Genomic DNA, 18,266 nt, shown 5'->3' on the forward strand with positions numbered 1-18,266 from the left:
TGTCGCGTTGTGTCGTACGAAGGAGCCTCGAATGCCCGAACCCGTCGAAGTCGGCTACGTCTCGTACACCCTCTCGGCCGACTACCTGGCCACCATCGGGGCGGACTTCGACTCGGAGGCCGTGGACGACGCGATCCTGCAGGAGGTCAACCGGCTGGCGCCGTATGGCGTGACCATGCACCGGAACGGCAAGGCCTTCGCCGACGAGTCTCAGGCGGAGGCCGCGCGGGGCATCGACTGGGCCGAGATCATGAAGCGGATCGACGTCGACCAGATCCTGGCCGATCACGCCCGCTGACCCCCGCGCGACAGGCCCGCGGGCGGACTACCGTCGACCGGAGCGGAGCGGGCACGGAGCCCGACGCGAATGGAGGCACCGTGTTCGAGGCTGAGAATCTGCGCGATTGGATCGGCGAGAGCGTCCTCGACCAGGACGGCGACAAGGTCGGCACGCTCGAGAGCGTCTACTTCGACACGGCGACCGACACCCCCGCGTTCGCGACGGTGCAGGCGGGCCTCATCGACCGGAAGCTCCTCTTCGTGCCGCTGAACGACGCGGTCGTCGGCCCCAAGTGGCTCAAGGTCAAGTACGGCAAGAAGCTCATCAAGGACGCCCCGTCGATCCCCACCGACGGCGAGCTCGAGGCCGCGGCCGAGCCGGCCGTGTTCGAGCACTACAAGCTGCCCTACCAGACCGGCTCCGGCGGCGAACGCCGCCTCGGCCGCCGCTGAGGCGACAGCGCCGCCGACCGGATCAGCCGGTGTTCTGAAGGCCGGCGGCCACTCCGTTGACGGTGAGCAGCAGCAGCTGGTGGTCCGAGTCCGTCGGGTCCTTCTCGGCCGTGTTCGCCCGGATCCCACGGAGAGCCCGCAGCTGCAGCAGCGACAGCGCGTCGACGTAGGGCGAACGCAGGCGCACCGCGCGCGACAGCACGGGCCGGTCGCCCAGCACGTCGTCGTGGCCCGAGGTCTTCACGACCCAGTCGCGGGTGCGCGCCATCTCGTCCAGGACGAGCTCGGCGAGGTCGTCCCGGCCGGCGAGCGCGAGGTACTGACGGGCGATCGCGTCGTCGGTCTTGGCGAGCGACATCTCGACGTTCTTGATCATGGCGCCGAAGACCGGCCACGAGGCGTAGGCGTCGCGCAGGAGTTCGACGTCGCCCACGGCTTCCAGCGCCGACCCGAGGCCGAACCATCCGGCGAGGTTGATGCGCGCCTGCGACCACGCGAACACCCACGGGATCGCCCGGAGGTCTTCGAGCGACGACACCGACAGGCCGCGGCGCGCGGGGCGGGAGCCGAGCGCGAGGAGCCCGACCTCCTCCATCGGCGTGACCTGGGCGAACCACTGCGCGAAGCCCTCGGCCTTGACCAGGCCGAAGAAGGCGGCGCGCGAGGCTTCGTCCATGGTCGCCGCGAGCGGGGCGAACCGGGTGGCCGCCGACGAGGTGCGCTCCTCGTTCGACGGAGCCGACGACATGAGCGTCGCGGCCGCCATCTGCTCGATGTGGCGGGCGGCGATGGTCTTGTTGCCGTACTGGGCGAAGATGACCTCGCCCTGCTCGGTGATCTTGAAGCGGCCGTCCACCGATCCAGGCGGCTGCGCCATGACGGCCTCGTTGGCCGGTCCGCCGCCGCGGCCCATCGCGCCTCCGCGGCCGTGGAAGAGGGTGAGCTCGATGTCGTTGTCGTCGGCCCATCGGGCGATGCGGCCCTGGGCGTCGTCGAGCGCGAAGGTCGCCGACACCGGGCCGACGTCCTTCGACGAGTCGGAGTAGCCGAGCATGACCTCGAGCTTGCGGCCCGTGGCAGCCAGGCGAGCCTGCACGTCGGCGGTCTCGACGGCCTCCTGCAGGATCCGCGTGGACGCGTTGAGGTCGGCGAACGTCTCGAACAGCGGGATCACGTCGAGCACCGGAGGCTCGCCGTCGCCCGCGGCGATGCGCGCCAGCTCGAAGACCGTGGCGATGTCCTCCGACGACTGAGTGAACGAGATGATGTAGCGCCTCGCGGCCCGGACGCCGTAGCGCTCCTGCAGCCCCTTGATGACCCGGAAGACCGCGAGGACCTCGATGGTCATCGGCTCGAGCGAGACGCCCTCGGCGTCCAGTGAGCCGTGCTCGGCGAGAGCCGCGCGGGCGTCGCGGAGAGCGGCGCGGTGCACCTGCGAGTGCTGGCGCACCTCGAGCTCGGCGAGGTGGAAGCCGAACGTCTCGACCTGCCACACGAGGTTCTGCAGCTCTCCGTTCGCGCTCCGGTGGGCGCCCGCCTCGCGGAGCGACTGCTGCACGATGCGGAGCTCCTCGAGGAGCTGCTCGGGCGCCGAGTAGGCGAGCGCCGAGCCCTTCCGCGTCGCGCGGATGCGCGCGGCGATGAACAGCAGCGCGCGGCGGTGCGTCTCGTTCGGTGAGCGGAGGCCGATGCCGGCGGCGACCTTGGGCGAGAGGGCCTCCTGCTCGGCGGCGAGGGCGGCCAGTGCGGGGGAGGCGGGGGTGTCGGCCTCGTCGAGGGTGAGGGTCGCCCCGATCCTGCTGGTGGCCCGGTGGAGGCCCCGGAGGACGTGCTCGGCCGCGATGCCGGCGGCCTGCTCGGTGATCTCGGCCGTCACGTGCGGGTTGCCGTCGCGGTCGCCGCCGATCCACGAGCCGAGTCGCAGGAACGCGGGCGAGACGGTCGGCTTGAGCCCGGCGTCGCCGTTCTGCAGGCGGTCGTCGAGCAGGCGGTACACGCGAGGTACGACCTCGAAGAGCGTCTGGTCGAAGACGTTCATCGCCGTGCGGACCTCGTCGAGCGGTGTCGGGCGCGTGGTGCGGATGGGCGACGTGCGCCAGAGCGTATCGATGTCTTCGAGGAGGCGACGCTCGATGTCGGCCGACTCGAGCGGATTCGCGGCCTGGTCGCGGGCCGTCATGAGGTCGCTGATCCGCCGGATCGTGGCCGACACCGCGCGGCGTCGGGCCTCGGTCGGATGCGCCGTGAAGACCGGGTGGAAGCGGAGCTCGGCGAGACGACGGTGGGCCTCGTCGGCGCCGACCTCGTCGACGAGCTGCGCGAGGGTCTCCGGCAGCGAGTCGGACGCCGTGCCCGCGGTGGCGCCGCGCTGCTCGAGCACGCGCACGCGGTGGTGCTCCTCGGCGAGGTTCGAGAGGTGGAAGTAGCAGGTGAAGGCGCGGGCGACCTGCTCGGCGCGAGCCTGGTCGAGTGCGTCGACCAGCCGCTGTGCCTCGGCGAGCGACGCGTCGGGCGAGCCCTCGTAGGCGTCGATGACCGCTCGCCGCACGCGCTCGACGTCGTCGAACAGGTCTGCCCCGCCCGATTCGGTGAGGACGCGGCCCAGGAGGTTGCCGAGGAACGAGACGTCTTCGCGGAGGTCGGCGTCGACTGCGTCGCGCACGTCGTCGCGGCTGAACCCGTCGAAGCGCCGGGACCCTTCACTCGTGGTCATACGGATGCGGAATCCCTTCGGGTCAGGCGTACGGTCACTCACACTATCGAACACCCGTGTCGTGCTTGTTACGACAACAGCGGACGACGAGTGAGGGCTAGCGCAGCCGCCCGAGCACCCTCCGCACCACCGAGTCCTTCCGCGCCGTGAACGGCGGATACGCCACCGCGAGGGTGTCGGGGTGCAGCGGCTTCGAGAGCACCGCCTTCTCGTGGCTGAAGACGTCGAGGCTCCGCTCGCCGTGGTACGCGCCGATGCCGCTGGGGCCGACCCCTCCGAACGGCAGGCCGGGCACCGCGAGGTGCGCGCTGGGGGCGTTGAACGCGACTGCTCCCGAGGAGGTGAGGGTGAGGATCCTGCGACGCGACCGGTCGTCCTCGGTGAACGCGTACAGGGCCAGCGGCTTCGGCCGAGAGCGGATCGCCTCGAGGGCGTCGTCCAGCGAGGCGACCGTGACCACGGGCAGGATCGGCCCGAACAGCTCGGCGGCCATCAGCTCGTCGTCGAACGTCACCCCGGTCACCACGGTGGGGGCGAGGTAGCGGGTCGCGGCGTCGGAGTCTCCGCCGAGGGCGAGTCTCGCTGCTCCTGCGCCCTGCTGGATCGGTCGCAGGAGTCCCGACAGCCGCTCGAACGCCTCGTCGCTCACGAGGCGGCCGTAGCTCGTGCTCGCGCGCGGATCGTCGCCGTAGAACCGCCGCACCGCCGCCCCGATCAGCGGCACGAGCCTCGCCGCGACGGACTCGGTGGCGAGCAGGTAGTCGGGCGCCACGCAGGTCTGCCCGGCGTTCATGAACTTCGCCCAGGCGATGCGTCGCGCGGCGACTTCGAGGTCGGTGGTGTCGTCGACCCAGACCGGCGACTTCCCGCCCAGCTCGAGCGTGACCGGGGTGAGCTGCTTCGCCGCGGCGGCGTACACGATCCTGCCGACCCGCTCGGACCCCGTGAAGAAGACGTGGTCGAACCGCTGCTCGAGCAGCGCGGTGGTCTCGTCGACGCCGCCTTCGACGACGCGCACGGCCCGGCCGTCGAGCAGTTCGCCGACCAGGCGTGCGAGAAGCGCCGAGGTCGCAGGAGCCAGCTCGCTCGGCTTCAGCACCACCGCGCAGCCTGCGGCCAGGGCGCCGACGAGCGGGGCGAGCAGCAGCTGCACCGGATAGTTCCACGGCGCGACGATCAGGACGACGCCGAGCGGCTCTCGCACGACCTGGGCCGTCGCCGGGGCGACCAGCAACGGGACCGGCACCCGCGTCGGCCGGAGCCACTCGCGCAGGTGCTTGAGCGTGTGGTCGATCTCGGCGACCACCACGTCGATCTCGGTGAGCCGCGCCTCGTCGCCGTTCTTGTGCAGGTCGAGCCACAGGGTGCGCTCGATCTCGTCGCCCCGGTCGACGAGCAGAGCCCTCAGGGCGCGCAGCTGCGCGACGCGCCAGGCGTACGGCTTCGTGAGGCCCGTGTCGAACGTCTGGCGAAGATCGTCGACGACCGTTGCCATGTAGTCAGCATGCTCTCTCCACTAACGTTGAGTCATGGATTCGCCTGCGCCCGCGCCGTTCTACTTCGACTGCGACACGGGGATCGACGACTCCCTCGCGCTCGCCCTCCTGCTCGCCCAGCCCGGCATCGACCTGAAGGGCATCGGCACCGTCTCGGGCAACATCGATGCCGCAGCAGGAGCACGCAACACTCTCGCCCTCCTCGAGCTCGCCGGCCGCACCGACATCCCCGTGGCCGTCGGCGCGACCGACCCGCTGGCCGGCGAGTACGACGGCTACGTCCCTCACATCCACGGCCGGAACGGCATCGGCGACGTCGAGATCCCCGACGCGTCGGTCTCGGTCGCCGACGGCAGCGCCGCCGAGATGCTCGTGGCGCTCGCGCACGAGTTCCCCGGCGAGCTCGAGGTCGTCGCCGTGGGCCCGCTGACCAACCTCGCGCTCGCGCTCCAGCTCGAGCCGGCGCTGCCCCGTCTCGTGAAGAACGTCACCGTCATGGGCGGTGCGCTCTGGGTGCCCGGCAACGTCACGCCGGTCGCCGAGGCCAACGTCTACAACGACGCCGACGCCGCTGCGATCGTCGTGAAGGCCGGCTGGCCGCTCACCCTCGTGCCGCTCGACGTCACCATGCAGCACCACTTCGACGAGGGTCACCAGGCCGCCTTCGCCGAGGTCGGCACCGGCTTCCACTCGGCGCTCGCCGGCATGCTGACCACCTATCTCGACTTCTACGAGACCGTCTTCGCCGAGCGCCGGTCGTCGCTGCACGACCCGTTGGCCGTCGCCATCGCCACCGGCGACGTCGTGCCCGACATCGTGCGGTCGGTCGGGGTCGACGTCGGCACGTCGGGCGACGAGCGCGGGCACACCGTGCCGGTCGAGGGCGGCTCGCCCGCGGTGCGCGTGGTCACGCACGCGCCGGCCGACACGGCGACGATCCTGTCCGCCGGCATCCTGTCGCTGGCAACGCCCGACCGCGCGTAGGGCGCGGGCGTCGGGGCGCCCCGCTCGCGATGCGGCGCGTTTCACGCATTGCGGCGTGACGCGTCGCGCCGTCGTGCGTCAAACGCGCCGCGTCCCGGAGCTACCATCGTCGTGCGGCGCCGCCGCGCGTGAAACGCGCCGTCCCGCGTGAGACGCGCCGCCACGGCGCCGGCCCAGGAGACGGGGCCGAGCGAGCTACGCGTGGCCGGGTGAGACCCTCGTGCTCCTGCGCCCGCCGGCTAGTCGAGGTGGATGGCGTCGCCCAGGCGCCGCAGCAGCTCGATGAGCTCGTCGCGCTCGCCCCGGCTCAGCCCGGCGAGCTGCTCGTCTTCGCTCGACACCAGCGCGACCATGGCGGCGTCGACGAGCTCGCGCCCCTCGTCGGTCATGTGGACGAGCACGCCGCGGCCGTCTTCGGGGTTGCGACGGCGCTCGACGAAGCCGCGCTCTTCGAGCAGGTCGAGGCGGTTGCTGAGGGTGCCGCTCGTGACCATCGTGATGCGCACGAGCTGCGCGGGGCTGAGCTGGAACGGCTCGCCGGCGCGGCGGAGAGCTGCGAGCACGTCGAACTCCCAGATGGCGAGGCCGGCGCTGCGGAAGGCCTGCGCGCGGATCCCGTTGAGCCGGAGCGAGATGCGACGCAGCCGCGACATGATGTCGAGCGGCGAGAAGTCGACCTCGGGCAGCTGACCGGCCCAGGCATCGATGAGGAGATCGACTTCGTCGCTCCGTCGGTCTGCCATGGGTCCGAGAATAGTGCACTGCTCCGGCCGTCCCGTCACAGGCGCCGGATGAACGTGCCGGTTCGTCACGCGCACGAAACCCGGGGTGGGTGATACTCGGTGCATGTCTCCAGAAGAGACGAGGAACGCCGCCACCCCGCCACAAGCGACCGGCGCCCTTCCCGTCACCGTGTCCATCACCCGCATCGTCGACGAGCACAGGATTCCCGAGGTCACCCGCTGGGTGCAGGCGGGCGTGAACCTCGCCAACCGCTACCCGGGATTCCTCGGCTCCGGCTGGGTCCGCGCTCACGGCCATTCGCTCGAGTGGCACATGCTCTACCGCTTTGCAGACCCGGTGCTGCTCGACGCGTGGGAGAACTCCGACGACCGCCGCACCTGGCTCGCTCTCGGCCGCGGCCTGGTCACCGAGTCGCGGGTCGAGAAGCGCACCGGCATCGAGGGGTGGTTCGACGCGCCGGTGTCCGCTGCGGCGGGTGACGATCAGGGCGCAGGATCGGCCAGTGCCGCCGAGGGCTCCGCTGCTCCTGCGGTCATCCCTCCCCGCTGGAAGCAGGCCACCAGCATCTGGGTCGGGTTCTTCCCCGTGAACCTCGCGTTCAACCTGCTTCTCGGCGCCGTCTTCCCGGCGTGGGCGCACGTGCCGGTGCTGCCGAAGGTGTTCGTGACGACCGTCGTTCTCACGCCGATCATGGCGTACTGGGTGCTGCCGCTCGCGACGCGGGTGCTGCGGCCGTGGCTGATGGCGCCGCGGCGGCGCTGACAGTCTGAAGGATCCGAGTGCCGATCGGCGGAGCGCGGCTCGCAGCCCGTCCGCCGGACCGGCGCCGGGGCGGCGCGTTTCACGCGGTGCGGCGCTTCACGACGGTGGCACCTCCGGGAAGCGGCGCGTTTCACGCATGTCGGCGCGACGCGTCACGCCGCAACGCGTGAAACGCGCCGCATCGCGAACAGTCAGGCGGACGGGCCGCGCGCCCGCTACACCAGCGCCCAGGCGTCCTGCAGCGTGCCGCGGAGGATCTGCTCCATCTCGTCGAACTCCGCCTGGCCCGAGATGAGCGGCGGCGCGACCTGGATCACGGGGTTCACGCGGTCGTCGGGGCGGCAGTAGAGGCCGTTGTCCATGAGCGCGTTCGGCAGGAACTGCTTGATCAGCAGCTCGCGCGCGGCCGCGTCGAAGGTCTCCTTCGTGCCCTTGTCGCGCACCAGCTCGATGCCCCAGAAGTAGCCGTCGCCGCGCACGTCGCCGACGATCGGCAGGTCGAGCAGCTTGCGCAGCGTGTCGCCGAAGGCCTGCTCGTTGTCGAGCACGCGCTGGTTGAGGCCCTCGCGCTCGAAGATGTCGAGGTTGGCCAGCGACACCGCCGCCGAGACCGGGTGACCGCCGAAGGTGTAGCCGTGCGGGAAGAAGTTCGTGCCCTGGAGGAACGGCTCCATCACCCGCTCGTTCGCGATCATCGCGCCGATCGGCCCGTAGCCCGACGACATGCCCTTGGCGCAGGTGATGATGTCGGGCTCGTAGCCGAACTTCTCGCAGGCGAACATCGTGCCGTGACGGCCGAACGCGCAGATGACCTCGTCCGAGACGAGCAGCACGTCGTACCTGTCGCAGATCTCGCGCACGCGCTGGAAGTACCCGGGCGGCGGTGTGAAGCAGCCGCCGGAGTTCTGCACCGGCTCGAGCACGACCGCGGCGACCGTCTCGGGCCCCTCCTGCAGGATCGCCTCCTCGATGCGGTTCGCCGCCCAGAGGCCGAAGTCGACGAGGTCGTCGCCGTGCTCGGGAGCGCGGTAGAAGTCGGTGTTCGCGGCGCGGAACCCGCCCGGCGTGAGCGGCTCGAACGCCTGCTTCATCGCGGGCAGGCCGGTGATCGCCAGGGCGCCCTGCGTGGTGCCGTGGTACGCCGACATGCGCGAGATGACCTTGTGCTTCATCGGCTTGCCGGTGAGCTTGAAGTACTGCTTCGCGACCTTCCACGCGCTCTCGACGGCCTCGCCGCCGCCCGACGTGAAGAAGACGCGGTTCAGCGAGCCGGGGGCGTACGACGCCAGGCGCTCCGAGAGCTGGATCACCGGCTCGTTGGCGATGCCCCAGGCCGGGAAGTAGGCGAGCTTCTTCGCCTGCTCCGCGGCGGCGTTCGCGAGCTCCTCACGCCCGTGGCCGGCCTGCACGACGAAGAGGCCCGAGAGTCCGTCGAGGATCTTCTGGCCGCGGTCGTCGTAGAGGTAGACGCCCTCCGCGTGGTCGATCACGCGCATCGGCTTCTCCTGGAAGGGCGCCATGCGCGAGAAGTGCATCCACAGGTGGTCGCGACCGGCCTCCTGCAGGGGGGTCCAGTTCACGCCTGCGGCGGGGGCGGACACGGGCTCGGTCTGGACGTTCGCGGTCGTCGTCATGAAGACCATGGTGCCGCGTGGGGCGCAGGATCGGAAGGACGTTCCGGCGGCTCCTGCGCCCACCCCTGCCACAGTGGCACGGCCTCAGGCGGGAAGGACGCACAGCGAGAGGAAGTGCCGCAGCTGCGCCGTGACGTTGACGGCGCCCGGCTCCATGAGCCACTGCAGCTGCGCGCCGTCCCACAGGGCGACGAGCGAGGCGCCGGCGAGATCGGGGTCGACGCCCTCGCGCAGCCGGCCGGCGGCGGCGAGAGACCGGAACTCGTCGGCGTAGTGCTCGCGGGTGCGCCGGAAGCGCGTGGCGAAGTAGTCGTGGGCAGGATGCCCGGCACCGGTCGCCTCTCCGCACAGCGTCGTGTACAGCTCGATGATGCCGGGCACCGACTCGTTGTGCCGCGCCTGGGCGAGGGTGCCGCCGAAGAGGTCGTGACCGGCCTGCACGTCGTCGCCGCGCGCGTCGCGGTCGGCGAGCACGGCGAGCAGCAGGTCTTCTTTCGCTGGGAAGTGGTGGAGCACGGCCGACTGGCTGATGCCGCACGCGTCGGCGACCGCCTGGATGCTGCCCGCGCGGTAGCCGGAGGCCGCGAAGACCTCGCGGGCCGCGTCGACGATCGCGGCGCGGCGGGCCGCCGTCTTGGCGTAGGGGCCGCGGCTGCCGGGTCGCACCGGGGGCTCGGGCGTTGGGTCGCTCATGAAAACAGTGTACTCACTCTGTTTTGGTGCTAGCGTGCTGGCATGACGACGACGCCGCTCTCGACCCTGTCCGACATCGCTCCCGGGTCGGGGCGACGGAGCCCTGCTCGGTCGTGGCTGCACTCCGACGCCCCGGCGATCGACCTGTCGGGGGAGTGGGCCTTCAGGCTGCGCGCGAACGCCGAGACCGAGGCGGGATTCGCTGATCCTGCGACCGACCTCGACGGAGGCGACTGGGCGACGATTCCGGTGCCGTCGCACTGGGTGCTCGAGGGCGGCGGCGCGTACGGGCGGCCGATCTACACGAACGTGCAGTTCCCGTTCCCGGTCGACCCGCCGTTCGTGCCCGACGAGAACCCGACCGGCGACTACCGGCGCGACTTCGAGGTGCCCGGCGACGCCTCGTGGAGCGGGTCCCGTCACCTTCTCCGCTTCGACGGCGTCGAGTCGCACTACCGCGTCTGGCTGAACGGCGAGGAGGTCGGCACCGGGTCGGGCAGCCGCCTGCAGCAGGAGTTCGACGTCACCGGCCTGCTCCGCCCCGGCCGCAACACGATCGCGGTGCGCGTGCACCAGTGGTCGGCCGCCTCGTACGTCGAGGACCAGGACCAGTGGTACCTGCCCGGAATCTTCCGCCCGGTCACGCTGCTCGCACGCCCGGCCGGCGGGCTCGACGACGTCTGGCTGCGCACGTCGTGGGTCGACGGCACGGCCGCGCTCGACCCCGAGATCGTGGCTTCGGCCGAGGCGTACCCCGTGCGCCTCCGCGTACCCGAGCTCGACGTGGACGTCACGTGGCAGGAGCCCGCCGACGTCGCCCCGCTCACCCTCGCCGGCGCCGAACCCTGGTCGGCCGAGAGCCCCCGACTGTACGACGCCCTGCTGTCGACGGCGTCCGAGACCGTCACCCAGCGGATCGGCTTCCGCACCGTGCGCATCGACGGCGACGTGCTGCTCGTCAACGGCGCGCCTCTGAAGATCCACGGCGTGAACCGCCACGAGGCGCACCCCGACCGGGGCCGCGTCTTCGACGAGGCGCACGCGCGCGAGGACCTCGCCCGCATGAAGCGCTTCAACGTCAACGCGATCCGCACCAGTCACTACCCGCCGCACCCGCGACTGCTCGACCTCTGCGACGAGCTCGGCCTCTGGGTGCTGCTCGAGTGCGACCTCGAGACCCACGGGTTCGAGCGCGGCGCCTCGGACGAGCTCGGCGGCCGGTGGCACGATCCGTCCGCCGATGCCTGGGCGGGCAACCCGTCGGACGACCCTGCCTGGCGCGAGGTCTACCTCGACCGCATCGAGCGCACCGTCGAGCGAGACAAGAACCACGCCAGCATCGTCATCTGGTCGCTCGGCAACGAAGCCGGCACCGGGCGCAACCTCGCCGCGATGGCGGCCTGGGTGCACGAGCGCGACACGTCGCGGCCGGTGCACTACGAGGGCGACCATGCCGCCGCCTACACCGACATCTACTCGCGGATGTACCCGTCGATCGTCGAGACCGAGGCGTTCGCGACCGACGGCACCTCGCTCTTCGAGGGCGCGACAGCCGCTGAGTCGGCCCGCATCCGGACGATGCCGGTGCTGCTGTGCGAGTACATCCACGCCATGGGCAACGGGCCCGGCGCGATCGACCAGTACGAGGAGCTCTTCGACGCCTACCCGCGGCTGATGGGCGGGTTCGTCTGGGAGTGGCGCGACCACGGGATCCGCACGCGCGACGCTTCGGGCCGGGAGTTCTTCGGCTACGGCGGCGACTTCGGCGAGACCGTGCACGACGGCAACTTCGTCATGGACGGCATGCTCTTCTCGGACGACACGCCGTCGCCGGGGCTGCACGAGTACGCCGCCGTGGTGGCGCCGTTCCGGTTCGGCTTCGACGACAGCGTCGTCGCGATCAGCAACGTGCGGCACTCGGCCACGACGAGCGATGTCGACTTCGTGTGGCGCGTCGAGGTCGACGGCGTCGTTTCGGCCTCGGGGTCGCTCGACGTCGTCGACGCTGGCGACATCGCCAGCTGGGGGACCGACCGCGTCATCGCGGCCGGAGAGACGCTGATGGTCTCGCTGCCGGAGGAGGCCCTCGAGGCACCGGAGGGGGCCGCGGGCCGTGAGGCCTGGCTCACGGTCGAGGCGGTGCTGCGCGACGACACGGCGTGGGCGCAGGCCGGGCACGTGGTCGGGCGCGGACAGCGCCGGCTCGCGGCTGCCTCCGGAACGCAGGCCGGGCCGGCACGCCCGGGCGGGCGCCTCGGCTCCTGGGGCCCGTGGCGCGGTGGCGGCGCGGACGTGTCTGCGACGCTCGACCTCGGCCCGGCGGCCTTCGACCACGGGCGGCTCGTCGAGCTCGCAGGGGCGCCGGTCGCCGGCCCGTCGCTCGCGCTGTTCCGGGCGCCGACCGACAACGACGCGCTGCACTCCGCCGGCCTCTACGACCCGCAGGGTCCGGAGGTGAACCTCGGCCTCGGCGTGCCCGGCCCGTCGCTCGCCGAGATCTGGCGGGCGGCCCGGCTCGACCTGCTCGCCCCGCGGACGCTCGACGTCGAGGCGTCCGCCGACGGAACGGGCCTCCTCGTGCGCGAGCGCTGGGCGGCGCCGTCGTCACGCCTCTCGTGGACGACCGAGACTCGCTGGCGGATCGCCGACGGAGAGCTCACGCTCGCGGTGGCGATCCTGCCCTCGCGCGGGTGGAACCTGATCCTGCCGCGCATCGGCGTCCGCTTCGACCTGCCGACCGCGGTCGACGGTGCCTCGTGGTTCGGCACCGGGCCGCACGAGTCGTACCCCGACAGCCGCCACGCGGCCTACGTCGGGCGCTTCGAGGCCTCGATCGACGAGCTCGCCGCGCCGTACGCCCGGCCGCAGGAGACCGGTCACCGCAGCGACGTCCGCTCGCTCGACCTCTCGCGCGGCGGCACTCCGTGGCTGTCGCTCGACGCGGTGGCCGACGAGCGCGGACGCCTGCCCGGGTTCACGCTGTCGCGGTGGACGGCGCAGGAGCTGGCGAGCGCCGCCCACCCGAGCGACCTCCCCGATCCTGCCCACTCGTACCTCTACCTCGACGCCGCGCAGAACGGCCTCGGGTCTCGGGCGTGCGGCGTCGACGTCTGGCCGGAGTTCGCGCTGCGGCCCGAGGCCCGCACCCTGCGCGTCACGCTCGCCGCCCTCTAGCCCGGCCCGCCTCTGCCGCATTTCGCGACCGAATCCGACGCCTGACCCCACCTGTGACTGCAGGCAAGCGGCGGCGGCAGTGAAACGGTCGCGAAATGCGGCAGGAGGAGCGGCGGCGCTACGAGACGGCGCGCGACTTCACGTTCGTGACGTGCGTCGTCATCGCCCGCTCGGCGGCGGCGGCGTCGCCGGCGCGCAGTGCCGACAGGATCGCCCGGTGCTCCGAGATCGCCGACTCGGCGTCGCTCACTCCGAGCCCGCCGAACAGCCGGAACCGCTGCGCCTGCCCGCCGAGCGACTCGAACGCCCGGTAGAGGAACACGTTGTCGGCCTGCCGCGCGATGAGGTCGTGGAACCGCTCGTCGGCCTCCCAGTAGGCGTGGTAGTCGGCGAACGACGGCCCCGTGGGCGACGACGCGAGCTGCTCGATCGACGCGCCGAGGGCGTCGAGAAAGGCTGCGTCGACGTGCGAGGCCGCGAGTCGCGCGTTCACCGGCTCGAGCGCGGCCCGGGCGTCGAGCAGGTCGCCGAGCTCCTTGGGGCTCAGGATCGGCGCGACACGGTACCCGCGAAGCGCCTCCCGCACCACGAGCCCCGTCGCCTCGAGCCGCGCGAGTGCCTCACGGATCGGGGTCTGCGACACGTCGAGCTCGCGCGAGAGCGCGTCGATGTTGAGCGATGCGCCAGGATCGAGCGTGTTGTCGAACAGCCGCGCCATGAGCTCGTCGTAGACGCCGTCGGCGAGCGACTGTCGGCGGGGGATCCGAGCCGGGCGGGGGTCTGCCATGCGATCAGTGTGGCACGAGGCTGGGGCGGCAAAGCCCCGCCACGCGATTTGCCCTACATCATAGATCGTATAGGATCGACGAATCTGGGATCCGCCGCCGATGACGGAACCCGGTCGCTCCGCGCCGACGCGGACCGGCCTTCGAAGGAGAAACACGCCGTGCACTCAACACCGTTCGTGGTCATCAGCGGGGTCCTCGCGATCGTCCTGCTGGTCGTCCTGATCACCCGGGTCAAGCTCCACCCGTTCTTCGCCCTGCTCATCTCGTCGATCCTGCTCGGAATCGTGAACGGACTCGGGGTCACCGACGCCGTCGGCGACTTCACGGACGGCTTCGGCTCGCAGCTCAGCGTCACCGGCGTGGTGATCGGGCTCGGCGCGATGCTCGGCGGCATCCTCATCCGCACCGGCGGCGGCGACAAGATCGCCGACGTCATCATCGGCAAGCGGAAGCTCGTCTGGATGCCGATCTCGGTCGGCCTGGTCGCCCTCATCATCGGCCTGCCGAACCTCTTCGAGGTGACGTTCGTGCTCATGGTGCCGCTCGTCTTCTCGATCGCGAAGCGCCTCGGGGTGCCCGTGCTCACGGTCGGCGTGCCGATGACCGCCGGCCTCATGACGGCCCACGGCCTGCTCCCACCGGGCCCGGCGACCGTGCTCGCGGCCACCGCGTACAAGGCGTCCATCGGCGAGGTCACGCTCTACGGCGTCATCATCGCCGTGCCAGTGCTGCTCGTCGGCGCGTGGCTGTTCCCGCGCCTCATGCGGCGCTACCTCACCGTCGGCTCGGCCCTCGACATCTCCGGCGGCTCGGGCAGTGGCGACAAGAAGCTCGAGCCCACTCGCCAGGTCGGCCTCGCCCCCGCGCTCACCTCGGTGCTCATCGCTCCGGTGCTCATGATCATCGGCACCCTCGGTCTCGACTCGGCGCCGAAGAACCAGCTCTTCCAGGCGATCGGCAACCCGGTGATCTCGCTGAGCCTCGCCGTTCTCTTCGGCTTCGTCTTCCTCGGCCGCGGCGCCGGCTTCTCCGCCGACGGGATCCTCAGCCTCGTCAAGACCAGCATCGTGCCGATCGTCGGCCTCCTGCTGATCATCGGTGCCGGCGGCGGCCTGAAGAACATGCTCACGGCGATCGGCTTGAGCGACATCGTGTCGGGGCTCGCGAAGGAGTGGTCGATCCCCGTCCTGCTCTTCGCCTGGATCGTGGCAGCGATCTTCCGCATCGCCCTCGGCTCCGGCACCGTCGCGGTGAGCGCGTCGAGCGGCATCGTGGCGGCGCTGCTCGCGGCGAACCCGGGCACCAACTCGGCGCTCCTCGTGCTCGCCACCTGCACCGGCGCGATGATCTTCTCGCACGTCTCCGATGGCGCGTTCTGGATCTTCAAGGAGTACTTCGGCCTCACCGTGCCGCAGACCCTCCGCACCTGGAGCCTCCAGGTCACCGTGATGAGCGTCGTCGGCCTGATCGGCGTCCTCATCCTGGGGGCGACCGTCCACTAGCCCCCGGGCGCCCGCCGTCTCCTCCTCGAGACCGAGAGAGCACCCCGCGATCCACCCCTCTCGGGGGATCGACGGGGTGCTCTCGGTTGTCTACCCTCAGAGGATGACCTCGCAGCCGACGGCCGGTGCCGTGCTCCCCGACGCCGCCGCAGCGCCCGACCGGACCTCCCCGATCGACCGGGCCGCGCGCAGCATCGCCATGAGTGCCGGGCTCACCGCCATCACGCTGCGCCGCATGGCGGCGACCTCCGGCCTGCCGCCCGCGACCGTCGCCTCGCACGAGCCGTCGATGGGCGCCCTGGCCGGCCGCACGTTCTCCGACCTCGCGCACGAGGAGATCGACGACATGGCCGCCCGCCTGGTCGGCGCCGCGAGCCCGCTCGACGCGCTCAAGACGCTCGTGGAGTCGCTCCTGGGCCCGGCCCACGACCTCTCCAAGACGATCTGGGCCGACGCCTGGTCGACCGGCCGTCACAACGACTTCGTCGCCACCGCCGCGCGCGAGGCGATGCTGGCCTGGCAGAGCCTGCTCGTCGAGATCCTGGTCGCAGGAGCCGAGGCGGGCCAGTTCTCGGTGAACCGCCCCGACCTCGCCGCGCAGCAGTTCTTCGCCCTGATCGACTCGACGACGGCGTACGCGCTGGTCGGCTACCTCGACTCCGACGCGCGAAGCCTGCTGGTGACGCGCTCGCTCGAGGTCGCGCTGGGGCTGCCCGAGGGCACCTTCTAGAGCGCTGCCGCCTCGTCGAGCACCGTCGCGACGTTCGCGGGGTCGTGCGCGAACCGGCCGAGGAAGAGGCCGTCGACGGCCGGGCGGAGCTCGCCGAGCAGCCCGGGGCCGGCGCTGCCGCCGTAGATGATCGGGGCGCCCGCCAGGGCCTCCGGGAGGCCGGAGCGGATTCCGGCCACGACCTCGCGCACGTACGACGGGTCAGCGGGCGCAGGGGCGCCGATGGCCCAGATCGGCTCGTACGCGAAGACGACGCGGCCGGATCCTGCGTCCGCGACCTGTGCGAGACAGGCGGCGACGGCCTCGTCGACGGTGCTGCGAGCGGACTCGCCGATGCAGAGGAGCGTCGCGAGGCCCGCGGCGGACGCCTGGGCGATCTTCGCGCGGATCACGGCCGAGGTCTCGCCGCGCTCGGCCCGCCGCTCGGCGTGCCCGATCTCGACGAGCCGCACGCCCATGTCGGCCAGAAGGCTCGCCGGGGTGTCACCGGTGGTGGGGCCAGCAGGATCGGGCGACACGTCCTGTGCGGCCACGACCACCGCCGTGCCCGAGGCCAGTCGCACGGCCGATTCGAGCAGCGGGGCCGAAGGCGCCACGAACAGACGCACGCGGCCGTCGACGACCGCCGGGTGACGGCGGGCGACGTCGGTGACGGCCTGCAGCCAGTCGAGCGAGGCGCGGTAGCCAAGGTACGCCTTCGTGGAGATGCCGATGATGACGGGACGGGCGGTGCCAGAGGCACCGCCCGTCGTCGTGCGAGGGGAGTCGCTCACGCCGAGACGGCGCGGGCGGCCCGGCGACCGGCGACCGCGATCGCGATGTCGAGCGCGTTCTGGCTCGACGTGACGCTGGCGAGGCCCTCGCCCGCGATGTCGAACGCCGTGCCGTGGGCGGGCGTCGCGATGACGACCGGAAGGCCGCCCTGGACGGTCACGCCGCCGTCGAAGCCCATGAGCTTGATCGCGATCTGGCCCTGGTCGTGGTACATCGTGACGATGCCGTCGTACTTCTCCTTCGATCCGATGAAGATCGTGTCGGAGGGGTAGGTGCCGTCGGCGTCGATGCCCGAGGCGACAGCGTCGTCGATGCCGGGCTTGATGACGTCGATCTCCTCGCGGCCGAAGATCCCGTTCTCGCCGTTGTGCGGGTTGAGCGCGCAGACGCCCAGGCGCGGCTTCTCGACACCCGAGTCGTGCAGGAGGTCGTTGAGCAGGCGGATCGCGTCGGTGACGCCCTTGCGCGTGATGCGGTCGGCGACGTCGCGGATGCCGATGTGGCTCGTGACGCGGGCCGTCCACATGCCCGGGATGATGTTGATCTCGCTGGTCACGCCGTCGTAGTGCAGCTCTTTCGCGAACCAGCGCAGCTCGTCCTCCTCGTGCATGCCGCCGAGGTGAAGGCTGGTCTTGTTGAGCGGCGTGAAGACGAGGGCGCCGATCTCGCCGGCGTTCGCCATCGCGATGCCGCGGCGCAGCTGGTGCAGGGCGCGCTCGCCGGCCTCCTTTGAGACCTGCTTCTCGGGGATCACGACGTCGCCGCGCGAGTCGTCGTCGAGCAGCGTGGCGAAGCCCGGCTTCGGCTCGTCCGACAGAGGAATCGTCACGCCGATGACCGCGGCGGCCGCGTCGAGCTCGGAGCGGTCGGCGAGGATGTAGATCTCGGCGGCCTCGAGGTTCGCAGGGTTCGACAGGAGCCGCGCGGCCAGCTCCGGGCCGACGCCGGCGGGGTCGCCGAGTGTGAGGGCGATCTTCGGGCGGACGGTGGTGGCGTCGCTCATGCGGAGACCTCCTCGGTGACGGCGGTGGCGCTCGTGGCGGGCACGGCGGCGTCGATGGTGCCCTCGACCGCCGGGCCGGATCCATCGTACGAGCAGATGGCGGCGACCTTCTCGGCCGAGGCGCTGGTCGGGTCGAAGCGGAGGTCGAGCCACTGGCGGGTCAGCTCGCGGACGAGCTCGATGCCGGCCACGCGCTGGCCGAAGCAGAGCACCTGGGCGTCGTTCGAGAGCACGGACCGCTGCACCGAGTAGATGTCGTGCGCCGTGACGGCGCGGATGCCGGGCACCTTGTTCGCCGAGATGGCGACGCCGAGGCCGGTGCCGCAGACGAGCAAAGCGCGGTCGGCCTTGCCCTCGGCGACCATGCGCGCGGCCTCGACGGCGACGTGCGGGTAGGCGGTGTGGCCGTCCGAGTCGACGCCGACGTCGAAGACCTCGGCGACGCGGGGGTCGTTCTCGAGGTCGTTCTTGAGGATGGTCTTGTAGTCGTAGCCGGCGTCGTCCGAGCCGACGACGATGCGCCAGGTGTCTGCCATG

The 18,266-nt window shown here is 71.5% G+C and carries 16 protein-coding genes; 7 read left to right on the forward strand and 9 right to left on the reverse strand.

Annotated elements, in window-relative coordinates; genetic code table 11:
- Positions 1 to 31: 31 nt before the first annotated feature.
- The gene (locus C8E83_RS18245) at positions 32 to 298 is read left to right on the forward strand and encodes a hypothetical protein (protein WP_121371493.1); all 267 of its coding nucleotides are present in this window, start codon (positions 32 to 34) and stop codon (positions 296 to 298) included.
- A gap of 80 nt (positions 299 to 378) precedes the next feature.
- Complete coding sequence (locus C8E83_RS18250) at positions 379 to 732, forward strand: PRC-barrel domain-containing protein (RefSeq protein ID WP_121371494.1); 354 nt, start codon at positions 379 to 381, stop codon at positions 730 to 732.
- Positions 733 to 754: 22 nt separating this feature from the next.
- Here C8E83_RS18250 and C8E83_RS18255 read toward each other — a convergent pair whose 3' ends face one another.
- Both C8E83_RS18255 and C8E83_RS18260 read right to left on the reverse strand, forming a co-directional pair.
- A complete protein-coding gene (locus tag C8E83_RS18255; protein WP_121371495.1) occupies positions 755 to 3,445 on the reverse strand; it encodes a phosphoenolpyruvate carboxylase in 2,691 nt (896 codons plus the stop codon).
- A gap of 97 nt (positions 3,446 to 3,542) precedes the next feature.
- Positions 3,543 to 4,940 carry an aldehyde dehydrogenase family protein gene (locus C8E83_RS18260; protein WP_121371496.1) on the reverse strand — a complete coding sequence of 466 codons (1,398 nt, stop codon included), beginning with the start codon at positions 4,938 to 4,940 and terminating at the stop codon, positions 3,543 to 3,545.
- Between the two features lie 34 nt (positions 4,941 to 4,974).
- Between C8E83_RS18260 and C8E83_RS18265 the strand changes: the two genes are divergently transcribed.
- The gene (locus tag C8E83_RS18265; RefSeq protein WP_121371497.1) at positions 4,975 to 5,925 is read left to right on the forward strand and encodes a nucleoside hydrolase; all 951 of its coding nucleotides are present in this window, start codon (positions 4,975 to 4,977) and stop codon (positions 5,923 to 5,925) included.
- 239 nt (positions 5,926 to 6,164) lie between these two features.
- Here C8E83_RS18265 and C8E83_RS18270 read toward each other — a convergent pair whose 3' ends face one another.
- A complete protein-coding gene (locus C8E83_RS18270; RefSeq protein ID WP_121371498.1) occupies positions 6,165 to 6,668 on the reverse strand; it encodes a MarR family winged helix-turn-helix transcriptional regulator in 504 nt (167 codons plus the stop codon).
- A 103-nt stretch (positions 6,669 to 6,771) separates the two neighbouring features.
- Between C8E83_RS18270 and C8E83_RS18275 the strand changes: the two genes are divergently transcribed.
- The gene (locus C8E83_RS18275) at positions 6,772 to 7,431 is read left to right on the forward strand and encodes a putative antibiotic biosynthesis monooxygenase (RefSeq protein ID WP_121371499.1); all 660 of its coding nucleotides are present in this window, start codon (positions 6,772 to 6,774) and stop codon (positions 7,429 to 7,431) included.
- A 215-nt stretch (positions 7,432 to 7,646) separates the two neighbouring features.
- On the opposite strand, the gene C8E83_RS18280 is transcribed toward C8E83_RS18275, so the two are convergent.
- Complete coding sequence (locus tag C8E83_RS18280; protein ID WP_121372003.1) at positions 7,647 to 9,065, reverse strand: aspartate aminotransferase family protein; 1,419 nt, start codon at positions 9,063 to 9,065, stop codon at positions 7,647 to 7,649.
- Between the two features lie 84 nt (positions 9,066 to 9,149).
- Positions 9,150 to 9,758, reverse strand: a complete 609-nt coding sequence (locus tag C8E83_RS18285) for a TetR/AcrR family transcriptional regulator (protein ID WP_121371500.1) — start codon at positions 9,756 to 9,758, stop codon at positions 9,150 to 9,152.
- 42 nt (positions 9,759 to 9,800) lie between these two features.
- On the opposite strand from C8E83_RS18285, the gene C8E83_RS18290 reads away from it, so the two are divergent.
- On the forward strand, positions 9,801 to 12,932 hold the full coding sequence (locus C8E83_RS18290) for a glycoside hydrolase family 2 TIM barrel-domain containing protein (protein ID WP_211331731.1): 3,132 nt from the start codon (positions 9,801 to 9,803) through the stop codon (positions 12,930 to 12,932).
- 118 nt (positions 12,933 to 13,050) lie between these two features.
- Here the strand turns inward: C8E83_RS18290 and C8E83_RS18295 are convergent, their stop codons facing one another.
- Positions 13,051 to 13,719 carry a GntR family transcriptional regulator gene (locus tag C8E83_RS18295; protein WP_121371501.1) on the reverse strand — a complete coding sequence of 223 codons (669 nt, stop codon included), beginning with the start codon at positions 13,717 to 13,719 and terminating at the stop codon, positions 13,051 to 13,053.
- A 159-nt stretch (positions 13,720 to 13,878) separates the two neighbouring features.
- On the opposite strand from C8E83_RS18295, the gene C8E83_RS18300 reads away from it, so the two are divergent.
- Positions 13,879 to 15,222: a GntT/GntP/DsdX family permease gene (locus tag C8E83_RS18300; protein WP_211331732.1), complete on the forward strand. Its 1,344-nt coding sequence runs from the start codon at positions 13,879 to 13,881 to the stop codon at positions 15,220 to 15,222.
- Between the two features lie 103 nt (positions 15,223 to 15,325).
- Entirely contained in the window at positions 15,326 to 15,952 is a 627-nt protein-coding gene (locus C8E83_RS18305) for a TetR/AcrR family transcriptional regulator (RefSeq protein WP_121371503.1), read from the forward strand.
- Here the strand turns inward: C8E83_RS18305 and C8E83_RS18310 are convergent.
- The 3 genes from C8E83_RS18310 to C8E83_RS18320 are packed head-to-tail and all read right to left on the reverse strand — an operon-like array spanning position 15,949 to position 18,265.
- The gene (locus tag C8E83_RS18310; RefSeq protein ID WP_121371504.1) at positions 15,949 to 16,725 is read right to left on the reverse strand and encodes a triose-phosphate isomerase family protein; all 777 of its coding nucleotides are present in this window, start codon (positions 16,723 to 16,725) and stop codon (positions 15,949 to 15,951) included. The genes C8E83_RS18305 and C8E83_RS18310 overlap by 4 nt on opposite strands.
- Positions 16,722 to 17,729, reverse strand: a complete 1,008-nt coding sequence (locus C8E83_RS18315) for a 4-hydroxythreonine-4-phosphate dehydrogenase PdxA (protein ID WP_121371505.1) — start codon at positions 17,727 to 17,729, stop codon at positions 16,722 to 16,724. Before C8E83_RS18315 ends, C8E83_RS18310 begins: the two co-directional genes overlap by 4 nt.
- A complete protein-coding gene (locus C8E83_RS18320) occupies positions 17,726 to 18,265 on the reverse strand; it encodes a ribose-5-phosphate isomerase (protein WP_121371506.1) in 540 nt (179 codons plus the stop codon). The genes C8E83_RS18315 and C8E83_RS18320 overlap by 4 nt, the downstream gene beginning before the upstream one ends.
- Position 18,266 lies beyond the last annotated feature (1 nt).

Origin of the sequence: Frondihabitans australicus, assembly GCF_003634555.1 — a bacterium.
Classification (GTDB): Bacteria; Actinomycetota; Actinomycetes; order Actinomycetales; family Microbacteriaceae; genus Frondihabitans; species Frondihabitans australicus.